This is a genomic window from Flavobacteriales bacterium (assembly GCA_020435415.1).
Classification (GTDB): domain Bacteria; phylum Bacteroidota; class Bacteroidia; order JACJYZ01; family JACJYZ01; genus JACJYZ01.
In genome coordinates this window covers 1-22,132 of record JAGQZQ010000053.1, presented here as the reverse complement: position 1 = coordinate 22,132, position 22,132 = coordinate 1, and the positions used below count along the sequence as shown (strand labels likewise).

The 22,132-nt window shown below is 43.1% G+C and carries 18 protein-coding genes and 1 riboswitch; of the genes, 1 reads left to right on the top strand and 17 read right to left on the bottom strand.

Going from position 1 to position 22,132, the window contains the following annotated elements:
* Positions 1-250, bottom strand: a 250-nt coding sequence (locus KDD36_09645; GenBank protein MCB0396906.1) for a hypothetical protein, incomplete at its 3' end; no start/stop codon positions are given.
* 439 nt (positions 251-689) lie between these two features.
* Here KDD36_09645 and KDD36_09640 point away from each other — a divergent pair.
* A complete protein-coding gene (locus tag KDD36_09640) occupies positions 690-1,040 on the top strand; it encodes a hypothetical protein (protein ID MCB0396905.1) in 351 nt (116 codons plus the stop codon).
* Between the two features lie 74 nt (positions 1,041-1,114).
* On the opposite strand, the gene KDD36_09635 is transcribed toward KDD36_09640, so the two are convergent.
* From KDD36_09635 to KDD36_09560, 16 genes are all read right to left on the bottom strand, one after another.
* Positions 1,115-1,501: an acyl-CoA thioesterase gene (locus tag KDD36_09635; protein ID MCB0396904.1), complete on the bottom strand. Its 387-nt coding sequence runs from the start codon at positions 1,499-1,501 to the stop codon at positions 1,115-1,117.
* A 10-nt stretch (positions 1,502-1,511) separates the two neighbouring features.
* Positions 1,512-3,860: a ribonucleoside-diphosphate reductase subunit alpha gene (locus KDD36_09630; protein MCB0396903.1), complete on the bottom strand. Its 2,349-nt coding sequence runs from the start codon at positions 3,858-3,860 to the stop codon at positions 1,512-1,514.
* A gap of 34 nt (positions 3,861-3,894) precedes the next feature.
* Entirely contained in the window at positions 3,895-4,866 is a 972-nt protein-coding gene (locus KDD36_09625) for a ribonucleotide-diphosphate reductase subunit beta (GenBank protein ID MCB0396902.1), read from the bottom strand.
* Positions 4,867-4,980: 114 nt separating this feature from the next.
* Positions 4,981-5,189: riboswitch (cobalamin riboswitch) on the bottom strand.
* 104 nt (positions 5,190-5,293) lie between these two features.
* On the bottom strand, positions 5,294-6,997 hold the full coding sequence (locus tag KDD36_09620) for an AAA family ATPase (protein MCB0396901.1): 1,704 nt from the start codon (positions 6,995-6,997) through the stop codon (positions 5,294-5,296).
* Between the two features lie 55 nt (positions 6,998-7,052).
* Positions 7,053-7,802, bottom strand: a complete 750-nt coding sequence (locus KDD36_09615; GenBank protein MCB0396900.1) for a hypothetical protein — start codon at positions 7,800-7,802, stop codon at positions 7,053-7,055.
* Entirely contained in the window at positions 7,739-8,899 is a 1,161-nt protein-coding gene (locus KDD36_09610) for a hypothetical protein (GenBank protein ID MCB0396899.1), read from the bottom strand. The genes KDD36_09615 and KDD36_09610 overlap by 64 nt, the downstream gene beginning before the upstream one ends.
* Positions 8,886-10,442: a glycosyltransferase family 39 protein gene (locus KDD36_09605; protein MCB0396898.1), complete on the bottom strand. Its 1,557-nt coding sequence runs from the start codon at positions 10,440-10,442 to the stop codon at positions 8,886-8,888. Before KDD36_09605 ends, KDD36_09610 begins: the two co-directional genes overlap by 14 nt.
* 217 nt (positions 10,443-10,659) lie before the next feature.
* Positions 10,660-11,196 (bottom strand): hypothetical protein, encoded by a 537-nt coding sequence (locus KDD36_09600; GenBank protein ID MCB0396897.1) that lies wholly within the window; start codon positions 11,194-11,196, stop codon positions 10,660-10,662.
* A complete protein-coding gene (locus tag KDD36_09595) occupies positions 11,193-11,531 on the bottom strand; it encodes a hypothetical protein (protein MCB0396896.1) in 339 nt (112 codons plus the stop codon). Before KDD36_09595 ends, KDD36_09600 begins: the two co-directional genes overlap by 4 nt.
* A complete protein-coding gene (locus tag KDD36_09590; protein ID MCB0396895.1) occupies positions 11,531-11,860 on the bottom strand; it encodes a hypothetical protein in 330 nt (109 codons plus the stop codon). The genes KDD36_09595 and KDD36_09590 overlap by 1 nt, the downstream gene beginning before the upstream one ends.
* Before the next feature lie 109 nt (positions 11,861-11,969).
* Positions 11,970-13,247 (bottom strand): DUF2130 domain-containing protein, encoded by a 1,278-nt coding sequence (locus KDD36_09585; GenBank protein ID MCB0396894.1) that lies wholly within the window; start codon positions 13,245-13,247, stop codon positions 11,970-11,972.
* Complete coding sequence (locus KDD36_09580; GenBank protein MCB0396893.1) at positions 13,244-15,169, bottom strand: ATP-dependent helicase; 1,926 nt, start codon at positions 15,167-15,169, stop codon at positions 13,244-13,246. Before KDD36_09580 ends, KDD36_09585 begins: the two co-directional genes overlap by 4 nt.
* Positions 15,151-17,289, bottom strand: coding sequence for an ATP-dependent endonuclease (locus KDD36_09575; protein MCB0396892.1), 2,139 nt, complete (start codon positions 17,287-17,289; stop codon positions 15,151-15,153). Before KDD36_09575 ends, KDD36_09580 begins: the two co-directional genes overlap by 19 nt.
* Positions 17,290-17,323: 34 nt before the next feature.
* The gene (locus KDD36_09570; GenBank protein MCB0396891.1) at positions 17,324-19,960 is read right to left on the bottom strand and encodes a DEAD/DEAH box helicase family protein; all 2,637 of its coding nucleotides are present in this window, start codon (positions 19,958-19,960) and stop codon (positions 17,324-17,326) included.
* On the bottom strand, positions 19,960-21,831 hold the full coding sequence (locus KDD36_09565; GenBank protein ID MCB0396890.1) for a site-specific DNA-methyltransferase: 1,872 nt from the start codon (positions 21,829-21,831) through the stop codon (positions 19,960-19,962). Before KDD36_09565 ends, KDD36_09570 begins: the two co-directional genes overlap by 1 nt.
* Positions 21,832-21,833: 2 nt before the next feature.
* Positions 21,834-22,132: helix-turn-helix transcriptional regulator (locus KDD36_09560; GenBank protein MCB0396889.1), on the bottom strand; the 299-nt coding region annotated here is incomplete at its 5' end.

Genomic DNA, 22,132 nt, shown 5'->3' with positions numbered 1-22,132 from the left:
CACCTTCCTTGCTTACCACACCGGATACCATTACCTCACCGTCTTCAAATTGGGTAAAGTCAAGGTATCCCTTTTCACCGAGGTCCACCCGGCTGATCAGGGATTCGCCTTCGGATAATTGTGTTGAGTTTTGGGTGACACCGGGATTCGCCGGATTTTGCTGATTGATGGCTTCTTTCTCGCAAGCTGCGAATAGAAACAGGCCGTATACCGCGCATATCATTGCTACGGATTTTGTTAGCGTTTTCATTGATTCAGGTTTTTTATTTGATGCCCTACTATGTTGGATCGGGTATTCGGGCAAACTCCCGGTGGAACGGTATCCGTTATTTACTACCCCCTGACGTTTAAAGAACTTTATTCGACGTCATGAAGCTTAATTTTGTCGACAGTTCAAAAGTACTGGTGGGTATTCTTGAATGGGGATGATAAAAAACCAATGGTTTATTTCGGCTAACAAATGGTCATTCGAAGGAACCAATGGAACATTACTCACCACCCCAAGATCACCGGGTTCATGGATCGTTAACCCCAATTCATGCAATAGAAAAAAACTAATGCATAATCTGGGTTAACATTTCTTAAGAAAACCACCTGCAACGAATCGCAGGACATGTGCGTCATATTGGTGAGCTCGATTAAATAACACTTTTATCAATCCAATGAATAACCATTTAAAACCAACAACAATGAAAACCTATATCATAGCATCCGTCCTTGCACTTTCTTCATTTGCCATGCAAGCTGCCACCCCAACAGTGGTGACACCGGAAGAACAATCCAGCCTGAGTGCTGTTCGCAGTCAGATCCAGCATACAGCCATGAACCTGGAGTTCAATGAAGCCTCTCTTAACGGTACCCATGTGATTCTTACCTTTTATGTGGACGACAGTGGGGAGCTGCACATCCTGAATGCCAAGGGAGATAGCCGGGACCTCAACCGGATCGTTTCCAATGCCATTGTGAAAGGCGATATCGATACAGGTCAGCTGGAAGCAGGCAAAGCCTATCGCATCAAGATCGGTTTTGATTTTCAGTGATCGGAAATTAACAAGTGACCATCGTTAAAAGGGGATGTCCGAAAGGGCATCCCCTTCTTTTTTATTTCGATGGATCAGCGGATCGGCACGGGGTGTTTATTCGTATCAATGGCCACGAAAGTGAACTCACCCGTGATGGCTTTGTGTCGTGTAAAGTTGTACATCTCCTCGAGGAAAATATCCACCCTCACCTTGAGACTGGTGCGTCCGATATAAGTCACCCTGCCTTTCAGCTCGATGATCGTTCCGGAAGGTATGGGTCTCTTGAAGTCGATCTTGTCGCTGGAGACCGTCACCATTTTCATTCTTGAGAACCGGGTGGCAGTGATGAAGGCAACCTCATCCATCAACTTCATCGCCGTACCTCCGAAGAGGGTATCATAATGGTTGGTGGTATTGGGAAATACTGCTTTGAAGATACTCGTGGCCGAGGCTTCTATTCTTTCGTGAAATTGATCCATGATATTTGTTTTATCCCTGACACATGACGCAGTCATCGCCATTCTCCAGCGAACAACTTTCTACGTTATCTGCTGCCATATCATTGCCCTGGAGCGATGAAGCATCAACGGTAAACTTGATGGCGTCAGCAGCAGCCTTGGTTCTAAGGTAATACATTCCGGTTTTCAGACCATTCTCCCAGGCATGGAAATGCAGGGATGTCAGCTTTTTGTAATTGGCATCCTGCATGAAAACATTCATGCTCTGGCTTTGGCAAATGAAGGCGCCACGGTCTGCGGCCATGTCAATCAGGCTTCGTTGTTTGATCTCCCATGCCGTTTTGTAAATGGCTTTGATCTCGTCCGGGATCTCCCTGATATCCTGCACCGATCCGTTGGCGATCAGGATGCGGTCCTTCATTTTATCGCTCCACAGCCCTAACTCAATCAGGTCTTTCAGAAGGTGTTTGTTTACCACCGCGAATTCACCTGATAATACACGTCGCGTATAAATGTTGGAAGTATAGGGTTCGATACATTCGTTGTTACCCAATATTTGTGACGTGGAGGCGGTGGGCATGGGTGCGAGCAGCAGACTGTTACGTACGCCATATTGCTTGATCTCTGCACGCAGGGTTTCCCAATCCCAACGATCCGATGGCGTTACATTCCACAAGTCGAACTGGAGTTTGCCTTGCTGGATGGGAGACCCTTCATAGCTCGCATAAGGTCCCAGAGCCTTCGCAAGATCCTTTGATGCGGTAAGAGCCGCAAAGTAGATTGTCTCAAAAATGTTCTTGTTGAGGATGCGGGCTTCTTCACTGTCGAAGGGTAGGCGGAGTTGGATGAAGGCATCCGCCAACCCCTGTACACCTATGCCAATCGGTCGGTGCCTGGTGTTGGAGCGTTCGGCTTCCGGAATGGGATAGTGGTTCACATCTATGATCTTATTGAGGTTTTTGGTCATCGTGTATACCACGTCATACAACTTATTGAAATCATATGTGCCATCTGTTACAAATTTGCTGAGAGCGACGGATGCCAGGTTGCATACAGCCACTTCATCCGGAGAGGTGTACTCCATAATTTCTGTGCAAAGATTACTGGACCGGATGGTGCCTAGGTTCTGCTGATTCGACTTGGCATTCACACTGTCTTTGTAAAGCATGAACGGACCTCCGGTTTCAATCTGAGACTGCAGGATGGCGAACCATAACTTTTGTGCTTTGACCGTTTTTCTGGCGATACCGCGTTGTTCAAAAGCGAGGTATGTTTCTTCAAAGTTTTTACCCCAGAGATTATCAAGACCTTTTGCCTCATTAGGACAAAAGAGGGACCAGTCTCCATTTTCTTTTACCCGTTTCATAAACAGATCCGGAATCCACAATGCATAAAAAAGGTCACGTGCGCGGTGTTCTTCCTTGCCATGATTCTTTTTCAATTCAAGGAAGTCGAAAATATCAGCATGCCAGGGTTCCAGGTAAATGGCAAAAGCACCTTTGCGTTTTCCACCTCCCTGATCCACGTATCGCGCGGTATCGTTGAATACCCGCAACATGGGGATGATACCGTTGGATGTGCCGTTGGTTCCTTTGATGTAGCTGCCGTTCGCCCTTACATTATGAATGCTGAGACCAATGCCGCCGGCGGATTTGGAGATTTCTGCGCATTGCTGAAGGGTTTGAAAGATGCCGGGAATGCTGTCATCTTTCATAGTAAGGAGAAAGCATGACGACAGCTGAGGTCTGGGTGTGCCGGCATTGAACAGGGTAGGTGTGGCATGGATGAACCATTTCTCGGACATCAGGTTGTAAGTCTCGATGGCGGCATCGATGTCTTCCTTGTGAATGCCTACCGCAACGCGCATCAGCATGTGCTGGGGCCTTTCAACGACCTGGCCATTTACACGAAGCAGGTAGGAGCGCTCCAGTGTTTTAAACCCGAAGTAATCGAATTGATAGTCGCGATCGTAGATGATCACTGAATCCAGTTTTTGTGCATTGTCGGAAATAATCCTGTACACATCATCTGCGATGAGTGGTGCTTGCTCTTTTGTGATCGGATCGATATAGTTGTAAAGCGTTTTGATGGTGGAAGAAAAATCCTTGACTGTATTCTTATGAAGATTGGAAACAGCGATTCTCGCAGCCAGGATGGCATAATCCGGATGTTTGGTGGTGAATGAAGCGGCGGTTTCTGCAGCAAGGTTATCCAGTTCGGAAGTGGTGACTCCTTCGTAAATTCCCTGGATCACTTTTTTGGAGATCTCCACGGCGCTGATCAGGTCGTTGTTGAGGCCATAGGAAAGTTTGTTGATGCGGGCAGTGATCTTGTCGAACATCACCTGTTCTTTTCTGCCATCTCTTTTGATTACGTACATGATGTTATTGTATTATGGTTACGGAAAAGAGGAATTAAAAATCTTCGTTGATGGAAAATACCTGGTCGTCCTTGGATGTGGTGACGCCGGCTTTCTGATATTCTGCCACCCGTTTTTCGAAGAAGTTGGTTTTGCCTTGCATGGAGATCAGCTCCATCCATGGAAATGGGTTGGCCGTTTTGTATACTTTGGGTTGCCCCAGCGCAACAAGCAGTCTGTCCGCTACAAACTCGATGTACTCGGACATCAGACCGGCATTCATTCCAATGAGGGAAACCGGCAAGGCATCGGTCACGAATTCCTTTTCAAAGACCACCGCTTCCGTAATGATATCCCTGACCGTTTCCGGTGCGCATGGATGTTCCAGCATGGAAAAGAGCAGACAGGCAAAATCGCAATGCAGTCCTTCATCGCGGCTGATCAGTTCGTTGGAAAACGAAAGCCCTGGCATCAATCCTTTTTTCTTCAACCAGAAAATGGAACAGAAACTTCCTGAAAAGAATATGCCTTCTACCGCTGCAAAAGCGACCAGGCGTTCGGCGAAAGAGGACGACTTTTCAATCCATCGCAATGCCCACTCCGCTTTCTTTTTCACGGCTGGAATGGTATCAATGGCATTAAACAGGCGGTCTTTTTCCTGTTCTTCACGGATGAATGTGTCGATAAGCAAGCTGTAAGTTTCCGAGTGAATGTTCTCTATGGCGATCTGAAATCCATAGAAGCAACGTGCTTCCGGAATGGTCACGTCCTGCATAAAATGTACGACGAGGTTTTCATTCACAATGCCATCGCTGGCAGCGAAGAAAGCCAGTACATGACTGATGAAATGCCGTTCGTCGTTGGACAGCTTTTGCCAGTCCGTTACATCGGGTGCCAGGTCAATTTCTTCCGTGGTCCAGAAGCTGGCTTCCGCTTGCTTGTACATTCGCCAGATTTCGGCGTGTTTGATGGGGAACAATACAAACCTTTGTTTGTTCTCCTGTAAAATGGCTTCTTGTTGCTCCATAGTTAATGGGTTTTAAGGTTAACAAAGAAGCGATCGGATGTGAAGAAAGGGAGATAAGGATACCTTACACGGAAGGGGGATATTCCTACCTGCCTCAGCTTTTATTCCCGAAAGCTTATTAGCAATGTTACAGGCAGGTCTACTGGCTCTTCCTTGCTTTCACGCCTTCCCGTCCCATATGATGGAACAGTGACATATTGTGAAAATACCCCGATTGTGTCGGGGTGGAATTACAGTTGCGGGTACAGCTCCGGACTAATAAACGGTCACCGGATTCCCTTTTCATCCCTCATGTACGGGACACCTGTAAGCATGGTCAAATCTATGTCCGTAAAATCAGAATGGGAAATCGTTTTATTAACAGCGGGTATTGCGGATGATTCTCATCCGGCGTCAGATCAGGTTTTCTGTTGTTGGAAAGTGACGATCAGTGATCCAGAAAAAGCAAAGCCAGCCGGATATCATCATAGGTGACATTCCCTCCCAGCGCTTCAAAGAGTGTCTTCAATCCGGGTGAACCCTCGCTTGCATTGGGATCTGTTCCTGCACTGATGTAGGCATCTTCTATTTGTTGCATCAGAGCTGCCGGAGGCTTGAGGTGTGCTAGATCCAGTTCCGGGTCCAGTTCACGGAGGTGCATCACATGAGACAGGATCGTGGATCTGGCCAGGCCACGTTCAACGGCGATCTCGTCCATTGACTTTCCCTGTTCGATCAAACCTTTCGTGATTTCGTATGTGGCACCCTTTTTTGCCTTGGTCTTCTTTTTCTTACGACGCGGTTTTTCTTCTTCATCTTCTTCGGTGGCTTCCTCTTCGGCACTTCCGAATTTCAAAACGAACATGCGTTCCTGCGCTTCCAGGTCTTCCATGTTGATGCCCGATTCCGTGATATCCGACAATTCCCGGAAACGGCGGTCGGCACGGGTAACGAGTTCATCCACTTCCAGCGCCCTTTGATTGAATCCGGTAAGCCGGAGGCCGGTCATATCCCGAAGACGTGAAAGGGCAACATAACCTTGTCCCCTTTCAAAAGTTTTACTGAGATCAATTTCAGCAGCGTCGAGGGTCATGCCCTGGCTCTTGTGTACGGTGATGGCCCAGGCCAGCCGGAGGGGGAGCTGTTCGAATGAAGCCACCGTTTTCCCTTTGGCATTTTCCACTGACCACGTTTCAGGCTCGGTGTAAATGGTACGCCCGTCCGTGGTTTCTACAATCGGATCACCGGTATCCTGAAAGCCCTTGATAATTCCAAGGGTTCCGTTCATCACCCGTTTTTCGTAAAGGTTCTTGATGAACATCACTCGTGCACCATCTTTGACCTGCAGGAATTCTTCTGCAAGGACCGATTTTTTCAAGGTCTCAAGGGTGTTCTTCCGGCCTTTGGTCACCGCTTCATATGTTCTGGGTTGACCGGAAAGTGCACGAAGCTGCTCCTGATTGATGCGGTCCACATCCACATTATGTGTGAAAAGTTTGGGTGGGTCTTCGACCTCAATGGCGTTCAGGGAGGCACCCCGCAATTGTTGTATGGTCCAATCCGTGGGCTGTCCTTCACGGATTTCATTCAAAATCCGGTTCAGCGGCCCGTCGTTCTGACGGTGTTGTTCGGTGAGATAGCAGATGGTCAGCCCTGCATCCAGCCACGCCTGTGACATGAAGGCGAATTTGTCCCTGTTCGCCTCTTCCCGTTTTCCGACGGGTGGCAACTGAAAGAAATCACCGCAGAATACTACCTGTATGCCTCCGAACGGATCACTGCTATTGCGCATGCTTCTAAGGACATGCTGCACGGCATTCAACTGGTTGGCATGTAGCATGGAGATCTCATCGATGATCAGTACCGCCGTTTTCTCGATGGACTGGCGGAAGTTCTTTTTCTTCTTCAGATCTTCCAGATCCTTTCTTGACATCACATCCCTGATGCCGATACCGGACCACGCATGCACCGTTGTGCCGTTCATGTGTGTGGCGGCAATGCCGGTGGATGCAGTTACCGCCACTGGCACCCGTTGCTCCCTGAGGTGAAGGATGAACTGGCGAAGGGTATAGGTCTTCCCACTTCCGGCGGAACCGGTGAGAAAAACATTCTTCCCTGATTTTAATATGCCCAATGCGGTTTTCTGATCCATGGTCTTTCCGGTTAATCAATACCGGCGGGTCAAAAATAACAAAGGCTTCGGAGGTTTAGGGAGAGAGTGATGCAGAAACTTGCGTAATGGTTGTGGGTGCTTTTGTATCCGAAGTATCGTTAATTGCGCCCAGGCGATAGATCGTGGCCGTCACATTTCCCTTGAACGGATGCATGAATTCATTGTATAAAAATACTTTCATGATGTATGAAGGCGGTGGCTTGCTTACGGCCATCGTCACATCAAACGGGATGGTCCCGTTCGGATGCATGTATGACGATTGCATGATGGAAATGGCTTCGAGGTAATCGCTTTCATGCGTTACGCTGTCTTCAACTGCAATCGCAATACTTACATACTTGAAAATGTCCATGTTCTCCAACGTACCCCTGAATCTCACCATGACAGGGCCGGGAATGGCACCGCCATAAAAATCATAGTACATGTGGTCACCGTCGATGAGGATGTTTTTCTCAAGTATTTTTTCCCTGGACAGAAAATGATTGCGTTCAAGTAAATACTTTCCGGATACAGAATCAATATAAATGGGGTGATATTGCCTGGTAAGATCTACATGGTTAAACCCGGTATCGAGTAATACATAATCGTACAGGGTATCATTGGCCTTCTTTATATTCTGAAATGCCCGCATCGGAAAGCCTTTCACGCGTGCCATTTCATTATCAACCATCCAAAACCCATCGCCGGTGGTGGGCGGCGTGCCGTTCACTTCTTCAGGTATCAGGGTGAAAAGCTCATCCGAATAAGCATCCAGTTTGAATACCGACGTCCAGCTGACCTGCATCGTCGAAAAAAGTAGATAAGTAAAATACCAACCATGATATAGGATGGCCGTCGAAGGGCATAGTGATCCAGTATGAATGCGAGCCCACCAAAGAAGAATATCACCAGGTACAGGGCAGCCCGGTCGGATGGAAAGTTGATGCCCAGGATAAAATGCTGGCCGAAGATGTTTGCAAGTGACAGCACAAAGAATGCCGGAAAGATCAACCGAAGATTGAAAAGGTCTTTCGTCTGCCACAGGAATTTTCCATAGCCGGCAATGATAAACAAGCCGAGAATAATCAACAGGGTGTCAAGCACCGGTTGGGTGGTTTGCCACAGATGGGGCGTCAATGTATGCAGGGTGTCCGTGATAAAACCTTCCTTTCCGCCGTAATACAACCTCCCGGTTTCTTTCAGAAAAAAGGAATACCGGATGGCTTCATAATACGGATAGATGGCTGCGAATACCATGAGTATCCATGCTTTCCTTCGCAGCCTCCAGGCTTCGATACCCAACCACACAAAGCCCGCAGCAGCAAACGGGATCAGGGTGAGACTGGCATACACGGCAAGCACCCAGGATACAACCGCGAATACCAGGTGAACAGCATTTTGTTTTTGGTGCAGTTGCATAGACTGGTATATGGCGAATACCATGAAGGCAGAGGAGAGTCCATAACCGCGTGCCATGGCAAAGAACTCCAACGGAAAAACTGAGCAGCCCAACCCCACCAGCAATACATAAAAGGTAGCACGGTGATGAAAGAATTTGCGCATGCTGTAGAGCGACCAGAAGAAAAGCGGAAAGGCCAACAGGTTCGGTAGGCGGATCACCAGGGGAGCGTCTGAATGAAACAAACGCAAAAAGAATCCGCCCAGCAGGCTGTTCAGAAAATGGTTGTTGGCATCGATATAACCCTGGTATGGCAGCGGCATCCACACCACCATGTAGGCCCACATCGAGGTGATCTCATCGTGGGTGGGGAATACCTTGATGGCACGCACAAAAAGGTATATCCATAGAAAAATGAACAGTATCACGGCCGGGAAAGAGACCCCGGATCCAATCTTACCGTGTGTTGTCAGAGGATCGTTTACATTTTTAAAAATAGCCATCCAGGTGTTTTCTGATCACTTTGAGTTTTCCTTGTGCGGTACTTACAATGGGTGGTTGTTCAGCTTCCGGCTCGAGCAGCAGGTACACGTTTTTCCCTTGATTGACCAATGCATCAATCTGATCGATTTCCGGCATGAAGTTATAACCTGTAATGTCTGTAAAGAACATTAACTCCGCATACCTGGTGTTCATGATGTTGAAGAGCACGGAGTTTTCCGGAAGCTCATTTTGCAATTCCTGATAGACCTTCCGGTTTTGTGTCAGGGTCTCGAGGGTGGGATTGTCTTTCCATGTGGTATGTCGCTCTGCGATCTCACTCAGGTTCATCTGGTAAAAAAAGAATCCACCTGCCCCAATAAATAGCAGTGCTTTCCGGATAGCGGGTTTTCCTGCCAGTCTTTTTTCCATCTCCGCAAGGAAAGTACCGAGTGCCAGAAAAATGATCAAGCCACATACCAGAGGATAGGAGTTCATTTTGGTTGCGGCCAGACTGTAAAACAGGTAGGCTGCGGCAAGGGTTGCAAAGACCGGTAACCGGTATGCAGGATTCGGAATTCGTCGATACAGCAGGATCAAAGAAGGGATGATCAGAATGGTAGCGATCCATCCATATAACATAGGAAAGTTGGTGAAGTGAAAATACCAGGGTCCACCGTGACCTTCGTAGGCGATGCTGAAATGTTTTCCGTTCTCCACCCACTCACGATGTGCTACGTCCGGGAAGGTCCGGAAGATGTATGCCTGCCATAAAAGTGGAATGACAACCGCGATGAGTATACCTCCTATGAGATGACGATATTCCTTCAATCGGCTTTGATGCTGCCGGATGGCATATATCCCCCAGGGGATGAAAACCAGCAGTCCGGGCAGCCATTTGGTGAGCACGGCGCAGGCGGAAAGAATCCCGGTCAGGATCATCCAACGCACTTTTCGTTTTTCATCTGCCGCCACGTATTCGATCCATGCACACAGACTAAGCGTAACGTATGCGTAGAAAACAAGGTCGTTGTGATCTGTTCCTTGCCGACCGCTGACCAGTTCTATCAGATAAAAAGATGCCGTTGCAATAAGGGCGGCATAGTATCCTGTATGGCGATTCACCATTTTCAATCCCGAGCGGTAGATGGCCGGGATCGTCAGGGTGGCCAATAACGCACCCGGCAGCCGCAACGCAAAAAGATGACATCCGAAGATCTTAAAACTGATGGCCATTTGCCACATGAAGAGGGGTGGTTTATGCAGCCAGGTGTGGTCACGGTCCCAACGGTCATAGGACAGGTCCAGCAATTTTTCCTGGTACAGGGTGGGATGAAACAGGTCGGCCATCATATGTTTAGCCACCAGGGCATGGAAACGTTCATCCCATGAATTCAGGAAAGGATCCAGGATGCTGCTGAAGAGATAAAGATAAAGGGCGCCAAGGCAAAGGAGTATGACGGAAGCCTGGTACTTTTCATTCAAATGCAACCACAGGCTTACCATCACCAGCGCGAGACCGGGAAGCAGCAATGCCAGTTGTTCATTTGAGAAATGGGAAATCATCGGTACCTGCCGTATGGTTTGGCCTCAAAGTAAGGAAAATCAGCATACAGTTTGAGCATACAGCATACAGGGCAAAAACAACAAGAGCATACGGTGAATCGGAGGTTCTGTATGCTCCACACTGTATGCTCTTGCTGTTTTTGTAGACCGAAGGGGACGAAAATCGAACCTTTTGGAGGATTTGAAGGTGGTGGTGAGGGGGGAGAGACTCTCTGGATTATGCTGATTGGTCTATCCCATCCTCGCTAACAGGCTCTATATCCACGGCATTACCACCAGCCCTAATAAAAACCATGTAAAAGAAATTAATTAATCCCCCAATACTCCATATTAGCAATGGGATGCAGGCGAGTAGTACTGCCGCAATATCTATGGAATCAAGCTCAGAGAAATATTGTTCATTAAAGAATTTCTGATTAAATATCCCCTTTAGGAATCTAAGGGTAGATGCAATTACAATCCCATATCCGAGGCTATTTACAGGGGGGTCAATAAGTGGCCCAAATATTTTAAATAGAGATAGTTCCTTCTGTTTGCCCTTCCGCACATAATAGTAAGAATAGTAAATCCCAAGTAACAATGATATTGCAATAATAATTGAACCAAGGTGCGGATAGTTGAGAACATCTCTGATTGAGGAAAGACATTTTTTTTGAATCTTGTCATTAGCCAGAATGGTGATAACACCTGAGCCAACTACCAAAAAAGAAGCCAGCCGGATGGCGTGTATCTTGCTATTTGAAATTAGCTTCATACGCTACTATTAAAGAAGGCTGCTTTTCTTTTTTCTTCAATATCTGTTTGGCTACCTATTGCCGCCCCCAGTCCACCTCCTATGAGCAATCCAGCGGGTCCACCAATTAAGCCAATAAGCCCACCAACTATTCCTCCTGTTGCGGTAGCGCGTGAATCCGCCTCAGCAAAAACTTCGGAAACTCTGTAAACTGACTTAAAACCACAATGATTGCAGGTTAGGTGAAAGAGATCGTATCCGCCGATTGAGGTTCTGAAAGCACTTCTGCTGCTTGCAGAAACGTTTAGATAGATTCTTTCGCCACAACCGTGGCAGCTATTTACAAATAACCTCATTATTGGTGCGTGGAGAGTTCTTTAATCTTATTCATAATAGCTTGCTCATTATCGGCATTTTTGCCCCAATCGATCAGTTGAGCTTTAGAGGTTGAAACAACTTTGACCTCAGTGGAATTTGTATTTGAAGATTCAAGAATGATCTGAATATCCTCACCCCAAGAGAAAAAGCTCGTCTTGGAAGAAGCTGTAATTGTCATATTCTCAAAGTCGCTAACTTCTAATGCAAAGCCGAGTTCAATTAGTGCTTTCTTGCATACAGTGAATACAGTATTTTTTGGTGTATGAAACACTTCTGATAGCATAAGCGTATCTTCAAAATTTAGCACTTTCTTTTGGTCATTACTTCATTATTGTACACAACGCTTACAATCCATAGTCAAACTTTTATGGCTCCTAGCGTGCATTTATACACCCAAATATTTGTTGATACTACTGTCATTCCTTATCATCTTCGATGGTTTCAGTTCCCTCAGATAATTCAAGCGCTTTCACTGATTGAACAGCATTTCCAGCTATGCCTTTTATTGAACCGTACATATCAATAGTACTCGTAATTACCTTGTCGATTTGCTTTTCTCTTTCCTTCCAGATGCGTTGCATAGAGCGCTTCTCGCTATCAAGCGCGCTTTTCATGGATGAAAACCCCTCTACAATAGCTTCTACCTGCATGCGAAAGGTTGTGCTGGTAAGAAAATCATAGAGCATCTGCATTTTGTCTCCCTTGTTTTCCTGCGAAGAAATGGCTGTGTTTAACTGAATTACCGTTTCTCTCAGAACAGTACAAAGTCCTTTAAATTCTTCGTAGCAGCAAACCCATACGCCATCCATAATGCCCATGCGTTCAAACCCTGCCGGCATTGCCTCTGTGACCAATACACCAACGTCTGCTCCCTTTTCCCGCATGTCTGCTTTGAATTTATCAATCCATCCACTCTTAAAGTCTTTGGTACGCTTACTTTCATAATAGATTTTCCCACAGTTCTGTCGTGTTCGGGTATTTACAATATGAATACAATCTCCGCCTCTCGCTCCTTTTTTTACTTCTTCAATGGTGTCTAAGGGGAATTGCGCCATTAGCCATTCTTCAATGGCCAACTCCTGTACTTCTCCCTGTAATTGCATGGAACCTTGTTCCTGTTTGCGTTTCATTTCTTCGGTAAGCTTCTTCTGATCTTCCAGTTGCTTTTGAAGTTCTTTAAAGCGGAGTTCGTTTTTGTCTTCTTCCACTTTCTTTATCCTATCCCGTTCTGTCAGTAGAATTTCATTAAGCTTCTTTTGCGCTTCTGCCTCTATTGATTCCTTTAGTTCAGACTTTTCCCTTTTCAGCGTTTCGATTTCAGCTTTGGTGCGGTTGAGTTCTTTGATCTGCTCTGATTTCTCATTCAACTCTTTTTGCAAGACTTGAAAATGTTCTGATTGTTCTTCGGTTAATTTCGCTTTTAGTTTTTCTTCGATAGATTTTCTTTCAGCTTTCAGCTTTGCATTGATACGTTCCTGGAACAGTTCATTTTCTTTCCGTTTATTTTCTTCAAACTCCTGTTTTGCCTTGTCCAGTTGCTCCTGTTCCTGTTCAAACTTCTTTTTCTCAGCAGCCAGTTGAGACTGGTATTTCTGCTTGATTTCTTCCTCCAGTTGATGGGCAAGGATGTCCTGCACATCTATGGAAGTACCGCAGTTGGGGCATTTTATTTGGGTATTAGCTAAATCAGTCATATTTCAATTACATTTTCGTTTCCAAACCATTCTGTTGCCCTAATTATCACCTGCTGACTAGGATTATGATAAAACACCGCCAAGTTCTTTTTAGCCCGAGTACAGCATACATAGAAAATCTTTTGGGTTCTTTCGAGAACACTCTCTGTTCCGGTATTTAAAAACATATTTTCAAAATTGTATTTATTCCAGCCCCCGTTATCCAATATGACCAGCACATTGTCGAACTCTGTCCCTTTTGTTTTGTGCTGAGTAGAAAATGGTGTTTTCCCTTCCAGATAATCGTACAATTTTTGAAACTCGCTGTACTGAACCTCCTTTATTCTATTGTATAGATATTCCTTCTTTACTTTAAAGTCCTCCAATTTATCATCTATCAGGCAAATGCCTTTTTCATGGGCATCACTAATAACTTCTTCAATGGTCTTGTTTACCACATTTACAAGACTTTCAATATTATCCTTCAATGTTCTTTTGGCGGCAATACTTTGGATTTTGTCTCGGTAATCGGTTACTCGCAAAAATTCGTTATACCTGCCGGTTAGGTATAGCATGATATTGTTTTGAATTTTTAACAGATGCTTTATCAGATTGTCTCGCTTTGAGCCTTTTTTGTTCTCATCATCTTCATTCTGTTTTTTATCATCCAATAACTGGTCTTTATTGACATAGATTTTTGAGAACGCTTCATAATTATAGTTCAATGCAATCTGGTAAAGAGGCTGATTGTCATCTATAAAAGTTTGCATTGAAGCGGTTGGATTTACTGCATTTAATTCTCTGCCTGTTTTACCGGACGCCAAGGCTGCGATAACCTCACCAAATGTATTTTGCGAAAAATCAGTAGTGATAGCTTTGTCTTTGATGTATTTCTTTACTCTGTCCCGGTAACTCAAAATCAAATCCTTGTCATAAATATCCATTAGTGTACGAAAACCTGCTTTGTCAGCAATAAGATTATGTGTCAGGTTCAACTCTTTTGTTTCCTCTGCATTGTTGAAATTCCATCCATGATTTTCGGATAGGTACTGCTTTACCGTAGAAACATCACCATTGGCTGAGTGGATAAACAGAATATTACCTTCCTTCACCTGACCATCCGTCATATTTGGTGCTTTTATATCAGCTGAGGGTTCCTGGGTTATGCCGTCCGTTCTTAGTCTGTTTGCCAAATCAATTATTTTTCGGGGGCTTCTTCTGTTTTGGGCTTTCTTAACTTCTTTTACTGTATCTGCTGCGTCTCCTTTATATTGGTCAAGATTACCTATACCATCATCATAAATTGATTGCATAGCGTCTCCAAAGAAACCTACAAGGTTTTTCTTTTCACTTTTCTTGAAATGATTCAGAAAAATATCCACTACTGCTGTATTTGTATCTTGATACTCATCAATAAAAATGAACTGGTATTTGTCTTTAACAATAGCACTGAGCTTAGGATATTTATCAAAAAGATGGTTTGCTACAAGCAGTAATTCGTCATGGGAAATAATACCTTCTTTGAGTTTTAAATATTCCTTATACTGGATACCCTTTTCAAGTTCGTCAAAATAAGTTTCCGGTATGGGGCCGTCTTCATCAATGGATAGTTTAGCATTTTCGTCATTCGCCAAAGCAATGATGGCAGCCTTCAGTTCCTTTTGAAAATGTTTGATATTGTCCCACAAAAAATCGTGGATGGTGGAGACATTCAGATTATTGTGATTTACCCGTTCTTCAATTTCTTTAACTGCTGCATTTGTATAGGTCATGCAGGCCACCTTAGCCGTGGGATTTTCAGCAATAACCTGACGGATAACCTGAACCAAAGAATAGGTCTTACCGCTTCCTGCGCCTCCACTTAACAAGAAGTTACGCTTGCTATCAATGCACTGGAAAATTTCTTGAACTTCCGGCTCTAATGTCAGTCTTTCTTCAACCATAGTAAACCTTCTTTGATATAAGCGGGTATTTCCCAGTTACTGAAATCAGCATCGCTGTGATAGAGAATGTCCAGGGCAAAGTGTGTTTTTTTCTTTATGCACTCAGCGGCCAGTTGATATGCGCCATGACCATTTTCAAAATGATGTTTATTCTTTAGTCCTCTAAAACCGGCTTTATTATCATTTACAAAATCTTTATTAACGTGAATGAACGCATCTTCAAAACTTCTTGCATGATAGCCTTTTTCCTCAATCTGATATACAATGCTCAGGTTGCCATCAGGCTGATTGATCCAAATACCATCTACCTTGTTAAATAGCTTATTTGACAAATTATACCCCTTCAAATCGTTTAAGCTCGGTATTATATATTCGTCAGCTAATGGTTCATTATGTTCATCCAGCTTTTGCTTTCTAAAGAAGAACCTAATTGCTTCATTCGAATAATCAACTCCTGTAGCCACCTCACACTTTTCTCCATCCCCATCAACAGAATCAAGGTCAGTAATGATAAGCGACTTTATTCCTAAAAAGTCAATGAATTTTTCAAAAATCTGGGAGTACGCACCAACCTCAATAATGGAAATATTCTGAGAAAGCAAGGGTAAGTGTTCGTCCTGTTCACCCGCTGCGGTAAGCCTTTTTTCTTCTTCAATATCCACCTTTCGCATAAGGGTAGGAACAAGTATCCGTTCGGTATCTCCTTCAATCAAAATTGCCTTATCCGCAAAGAAAATTTCTGCCCGGCTAATGGTGAGATATTGTTTCAGGAACTGGTATTGTGTAGTCTCCGCATCATATTCATCCTTCAATGTTTTCAGGTTCCGGGCTACTATCCCATTTTGGTTTTCCTTTCTTAAATACTTGATAGTATCAAAATCACTATCTGCTACAATATGGGCTGAATGTGTGGTAATAATGTATTGCAATTCCCTGTTTTCTCCATCTTCTCGTTTAATGCCTTCCTCAAGTAGTTTCTTGATGTTTTTAATGAAAACATATTGCATTTGCGGATGGGTATGGGCTTCCGGTTCTTCAATAAAAAGCAGGTTTATATCTGCCGGTTTCTTGTCTTTTTCACGTTTGAACTCATTAACAAGAATCTCAATTTCAAAGATCATGCTGATGAGGTTCATGTAACCTAATCCGTTGTAATGTTCTGGAAGATGATTATCCGCATCATGTTTATAAACAACCGTTGTATTTCCCTCAAGTAGTTCCCGGTGTTGAAGCGTAGATATTATTTCGATCTCTGATTCATTAATTTTTACACCACCAAAATCCTTCACCTTTTTTACGATACCATCAAAAAGAGTCTTGTAAATGCCACTTAAATGAGTATCTGTTTCGCTAAGTTTATCCTTGAAGTCCTCAACCGCTTTATTCTGCTCATCATTTGTTTCGGTACGCTTGTATATTCTGGATGTCTGACCGGAAAGTGTTTTGTCAATATCCTTATTAGCAACATCCCTTTTGGCACTGATGTATTTGAAGTTGATAATATCTGCAACACCTATTTTTTCGGTTTCAAGATCAATGGACGTATCCTCACTTGCTTTCTTTGTGGCTGGATCGAAGGCAAGCGAACGCCTACCCGTTTTAAAATACACCGCAAGATTGGACTTTAAGAAATCAGTTAGTGAACGAGGTTTGTATCCGTTCTTTTCCTGCTCTTTTTGTTTTTCATTTGCTTCAAATACCTTGAAATCATTCCTGAGACGGGTATAGCCATTATAGTCCAAAGTATAATCAAAGCCGAGTACAACAACATTGTTATCCGGGTCTAAATCCATCATCACACGGCTAACGTTGGACAGGTTGTCCATCTCTGTATATTCGATAAATAACCGAAGCCTTATTCCTAACCGTTTGTAGTCATCTTCGATTATAGCTTCTTCTGCTTCAATTTTCTCTTTAAGTGATTTTTTAAAATCAATATTAAAATCATCAAACGTGAATTTGGTTTTTTCCGAATGCCCCAAAAACTTATCGAGAACTGAAAGAATGGAGGTTTTACCGGTGTTGTTTTTTCCAATTACCAAGGAGAGTTCTTTTTCCAAGTCCATGGAAAAGTCTTTTAATAACCGGTAATTCTCTATTTCTATTTTAAATATTTTCATTTCAGTCCGTAATTTGTTGGTGCTCCATTCGCTGCTATTTTATTAGTTTTTCAAACGCCTTCTCAAAATCTGCTTTACGCTCCACTTCATTATAGAATGGCATTCCCCAGATAATGTATTCCTTGCCTTCCCAAAGCTGCTCAATACGGTGTTCTTCTTTCAGGACTTTCAGGAAACTCTCTTTCCATTCATCCGTTTTCAGCAGGTGGCCGCCTTTAGGTTCAATGAATATCTGGTAGTGAAATGCTTTTTTCGGGTCTTTTTGTACCAGGAACAGGACGAAGTCCGGTTCAATAGGGCGACCATCATTGAAGGTGTAAATTTTGAAATGCCGCTCGTTACGGACTAAATACACCTCATCATACTTGTTCTTTAACTGGTCGTACACCTTGTTGATGTAGCGGACAAAGTATTTTTCTTCTGATGTTCCGTAATTTTCATTGAACACATACCATTTTTTATCGCTCAGGTCAAGATGTAGGTTTTGATTAGTTGTTTCACCTTGCCCAATACCGTATTCTTTATCTCCGCCATCATCATTTGCAATGTTGAGGGTTTTGTCTTTGAATTTATCTTTGAGCATATAAGGTTTGAACTCTTTGGTACCTTTGTATTCCACCTTATCGGATTGGAGTGCAGATGCCAGTTTTTCCAACACCTTCACTGTAATTTCCAGTTTATGTTCCGGGGTAAGATTGTTCACGATTGCTTCTGAACCTTCTACCTCTACTTTTACTTTGCCCAGGTAATCATTATCAGAAATGAACAGAGACACGGATTCAAGGTTAGGGAGGTATTTTCTGAGGTTGTCGAAATGATAAAACTCTAACCTGTTTAATGCTTTGCGGATAATAGGCTGACCAAAATCTTTTATGTTATAGTCTTTTTGTTTCTTGCTAATAGATGTCTTTTCCTGCTTCTCAAACGCACCGGAAGATTTTGTATAGCCGGTGGCAAGGGGTACTTTATGTGTAGTATCAATGAAGCTTTTTGGGATGCTGAAAATATCCTCACGGTTATACTTCTTTTGCTCATTGAGGAATACGAAACCTGTTTTATAGAATGTGGTTTCCTGAAAATCCAGCTTCATTTTTAATTGCTTTTGCCGAACATCCTTTGCCTTGATTCCAATTTCTTCAAGTGCCGTGTGTAATTCATCTATGTATCGTGGATTGTATGCACTGTGATAGTATAGTTCCTCACAGATTTTCAATTCATGTTCTTCATCTTCATCCCTTACGTCAAATTTGCGTTGGTACAAGGGTTGGTCTGGTGAAAGCTGGAACGGACAGTATCTTGCACCTCTGCCAATGAGTTGCGCTTCCGACATGGTAGTTTTTCCGGGCTTACCTGCCTTTGCATCACGTAAATTGTACAGCCTTACTATATCAAAAAGGTTCAATACATCCCATCCCTCATTCAACTGGTCAACTGCAAAAACGGCTCTGTACTCATTGCGTTCATCTTCCAATGAATTAACGGCAATTTGTTTTTCTTCGCTTTCACTTTTACTATTTACAACAATACACTTGTCGTCTGAGAAATCTTCTTTCAGTTCGGCTGCAAGATTGGCAAGCGTGATGCCGTTTTCATTAAAATATTGAAAGGTATTTTGCAATACAGGGTCAAGGTTGGGATTGTTCTTGATTTTTTCAAGATCAGTTGCACTCAGTTTTTTCAGACGTTGCGAAAAATCCTCATAAAACGATTCACTTTCCTTGATGGTTTTTGATTTGAAAAGAATGACCGGTTTAATCAACTGACTGTGTTTTGCAAAAACTTTTAGCCGGAATTGACTCAGAATAATTGCCTGTATGGCTCTTTCAAAATCGTTAAGATCGGCTTGTAATACTTTTACTTCTTTTGAATAACCGTCTTTCCGGAACTCCTTTAGTGGGTAATCATAAATAATCTTGTCCCTGTATTTTCTTTCAATATCAGGGTTGTTAAGGTCTGCTGTTGCCGTAAATTCCAGTAGAATGTTGTCAGTGTTGGCATTGAATATTTTAGTTACCGTTTGCTCCCAACTTGTTACTTCAAACAATTCCGTTTGGCTAAGGTCGTTGCCTTTCTTTGTTTCTGCATTGATGTGGTGAGCTTCATCCGAAATGAGTACAATTTTCTTGTCCTCAAAATCTTCAAAGGTGATCGTATTTTCCTTTGGTGTATTCAAGCGCATGTGCAGCCCCTGAATAGTAGAAAAAACAATATTTATATCGTCCTGGTTAGCGGCTGAAAAATTATCCACTTCTTTAATGCGGATCTGTTTATCTCCGATCTGCACGGTATCGGCAAACAAATATTTTCCTGCGGTTACATTGAGGAAATTATCACGGGTTTTGTCAATAATATTGGTGCTGTTCACAAAGAACAAGAAATTATGGTAACCTTTCTCATACAAATAAAGCATAAGGCCAGCCATGACAAGCGTTTTGCCGCTGCCAGTTGCCATGTGGTAAAGCAATTGAGTTGGAACTCCTTTCGGGCGATTGGGATAATCTTCCAGATAGTACACAAACCTGCCAAAGGCTTCTTTCTGATAAGGTCGTTGTCCAAAACCGTCTTTCAGGTTTTGAAAAATGTATTCAGGACCTTTCTTTTGATAAAAGTCTTCACCGCCCAAAAAAGTGGCTCCCGTTGTCAGCTTACTATGTAGTTGTTCTTCTGCCATTACTTTAAGCTGTAAAATTGACGGTTCAACTTTTTATCATCTTCACTCACGTTAAAATCTTTATCGTCTATTTCAGAGTAATTAACGTAGAGCTGGTTTTTGTCAAGTAGTTCAATCAGAAATTGTTTCTGTTCGTCCAGCGTAAGCTGTTCAAATTCTGATTTATTTTCATTGATGGCTTTGGGATCAATGCGGTAGCTGATGAAACCTGTTTGTTGCATTTGTTGCCAAATCTTTTCTAACTCCTTCGTATTCTTCGCTACATCAATCTTGTCGGAAAATTCCGTGTTGGATTTTTTGAGTTCGGCATAAATGAAGGAGCCACCGCCTTTCCACTCTATTGCTGCACTTATACCGCCTTTTTCTCCACTAATAACTTTTTTACATCTTTCGGCAGCTAAATTTTCAGCATATTCTAATTGCTCACAAACGACAAATCTTCGTCCCATCTTATGGGCAACCGCTGCCGTTGTACCACTTCCTGCAAAAAAGTCTAATACCAAATCACCAGGATTAGAGGCAATGTGAATAATTCTTTCCATTAACCTTTCAGGTTTTGGTGTTCCAAAGGCGTTAATCTTTCCAAATAAACTATGTATCTCCTTTTTGGCTTCATCAGTGTGTCCTACCTCCTCAGACGGCCACCATGACCATGGTGCTACTCCTTCCACTTCAGATAAATACTTTATAGTGTTAGGCTGTGAATCTCCATTCTTGCCGAAATAAATTCTTCCTTCTTTTAGTAATTTTTCAAAAGTGGCTTTTGCAATTCCCCAACATCTCCCTTCCGGAGGAGTAAAAACTTTACCACCGGGGCTAACAATTTCATAAAACTGTTCAGGTGTTGCATGTCCAGCTTGTGCAGTCATTGGTATTGGACGCCAAGGACCTTTGGGATCGTTGTTTGGGTTTCGGTAAACTTTCTTTTGTTTATCTGTAATTCCTACTAAATTCCTTTGGTTTTTAAAAATGTCTGGCCGTTTCGCATAAACAAGAATATATTCATGTACATCTCCAATTGCTTCTCGATTTTCTCTTGAATATCTTTTTTGCCAAACTATTGATGAAATGAATTTATCGCGCCCAAAAATTTCGTCAAGTAAGACTTTAACATAATGGGCTTCATTATCATCTATAGAAACCCAAATGGAGCCAGTTTCTGAAAGCAGCTCTTTAGCAACTTCTAATCTGTTTTTTATGAATGTCAATAAAGATGAATGATTGAAGTTGTCGTTATAACCAAAACTATCTTCTCCTGTATTATATGGTGGATCCAAGTATATTAGATCAACTTTACCGGCATAGAGTTTTTTGACCGATTCCATTGCCAATAGGTTGTTCCCCTTAATGATAAGATTGTCCCGCATTGTAATGGCATCAACCTTCTGTTCACCTTTCTTATCGTAGCGTTTAAACTTGGTAAGCACTTTAGGAGAAAGGAGGCGGTCAATTTCATCCGGTGCAAGAGTAGTGTTCCAGAAAATTTCCTTCCGTTTCTGATCTTCTTTGGTTTGTCCACCTTCCAGCACACAATCTTTATAAGGCCATGCCAACACTACTTCTTTGGCTTCCGTAAGGTATTCGCCATTGGCCGTTAAGCCAATCTTGTTCTTAAATGAGGTGTAGCTATCGGGCAGAAACTGCTTGTTGGAAACGAACTTTTGAAACTCAACTTTATCAAATACCAACACGCCATCAACTTCCCGGAAGAAGTGTTTTTTGATGGATGCGTTTTTCAGCAGCAGCTTGATTAGGCTTTCGTCCAATGCCAATGCCAGTTCCACAATTTTGTTTTTCACCAGCTTGCCGTCTATCACCAGGCGTTTGTCTTGTTGCAGGCATTGGGTCAGTTCGTTTAGGATATTTTGCATGTTTATTTATCACTTTTTATTCGATGTTCGTATTTCAGTTGCTCTTCCACCACTTTCAATGCATTTGTTCCCTGATTTTCGTCTTTTACCAAGTCATAAATTTTATTAGCTAACCAAAGCGTTTCCAGTTCATTCAGTGAGATCCTAAATAACCTGCTTAATTTCTTTAAATCGTCTCGTTTCAGTTGTTTTTGGTCGTTCTCCACTTTGCTAAGGAAGCCTTCTCCTATTTCAAGTTTGGTTGCCAGTTCGCGTTGCAACATTCCGTTCATCTCACGGAGTTCTCTTATCTTTTGTCCAA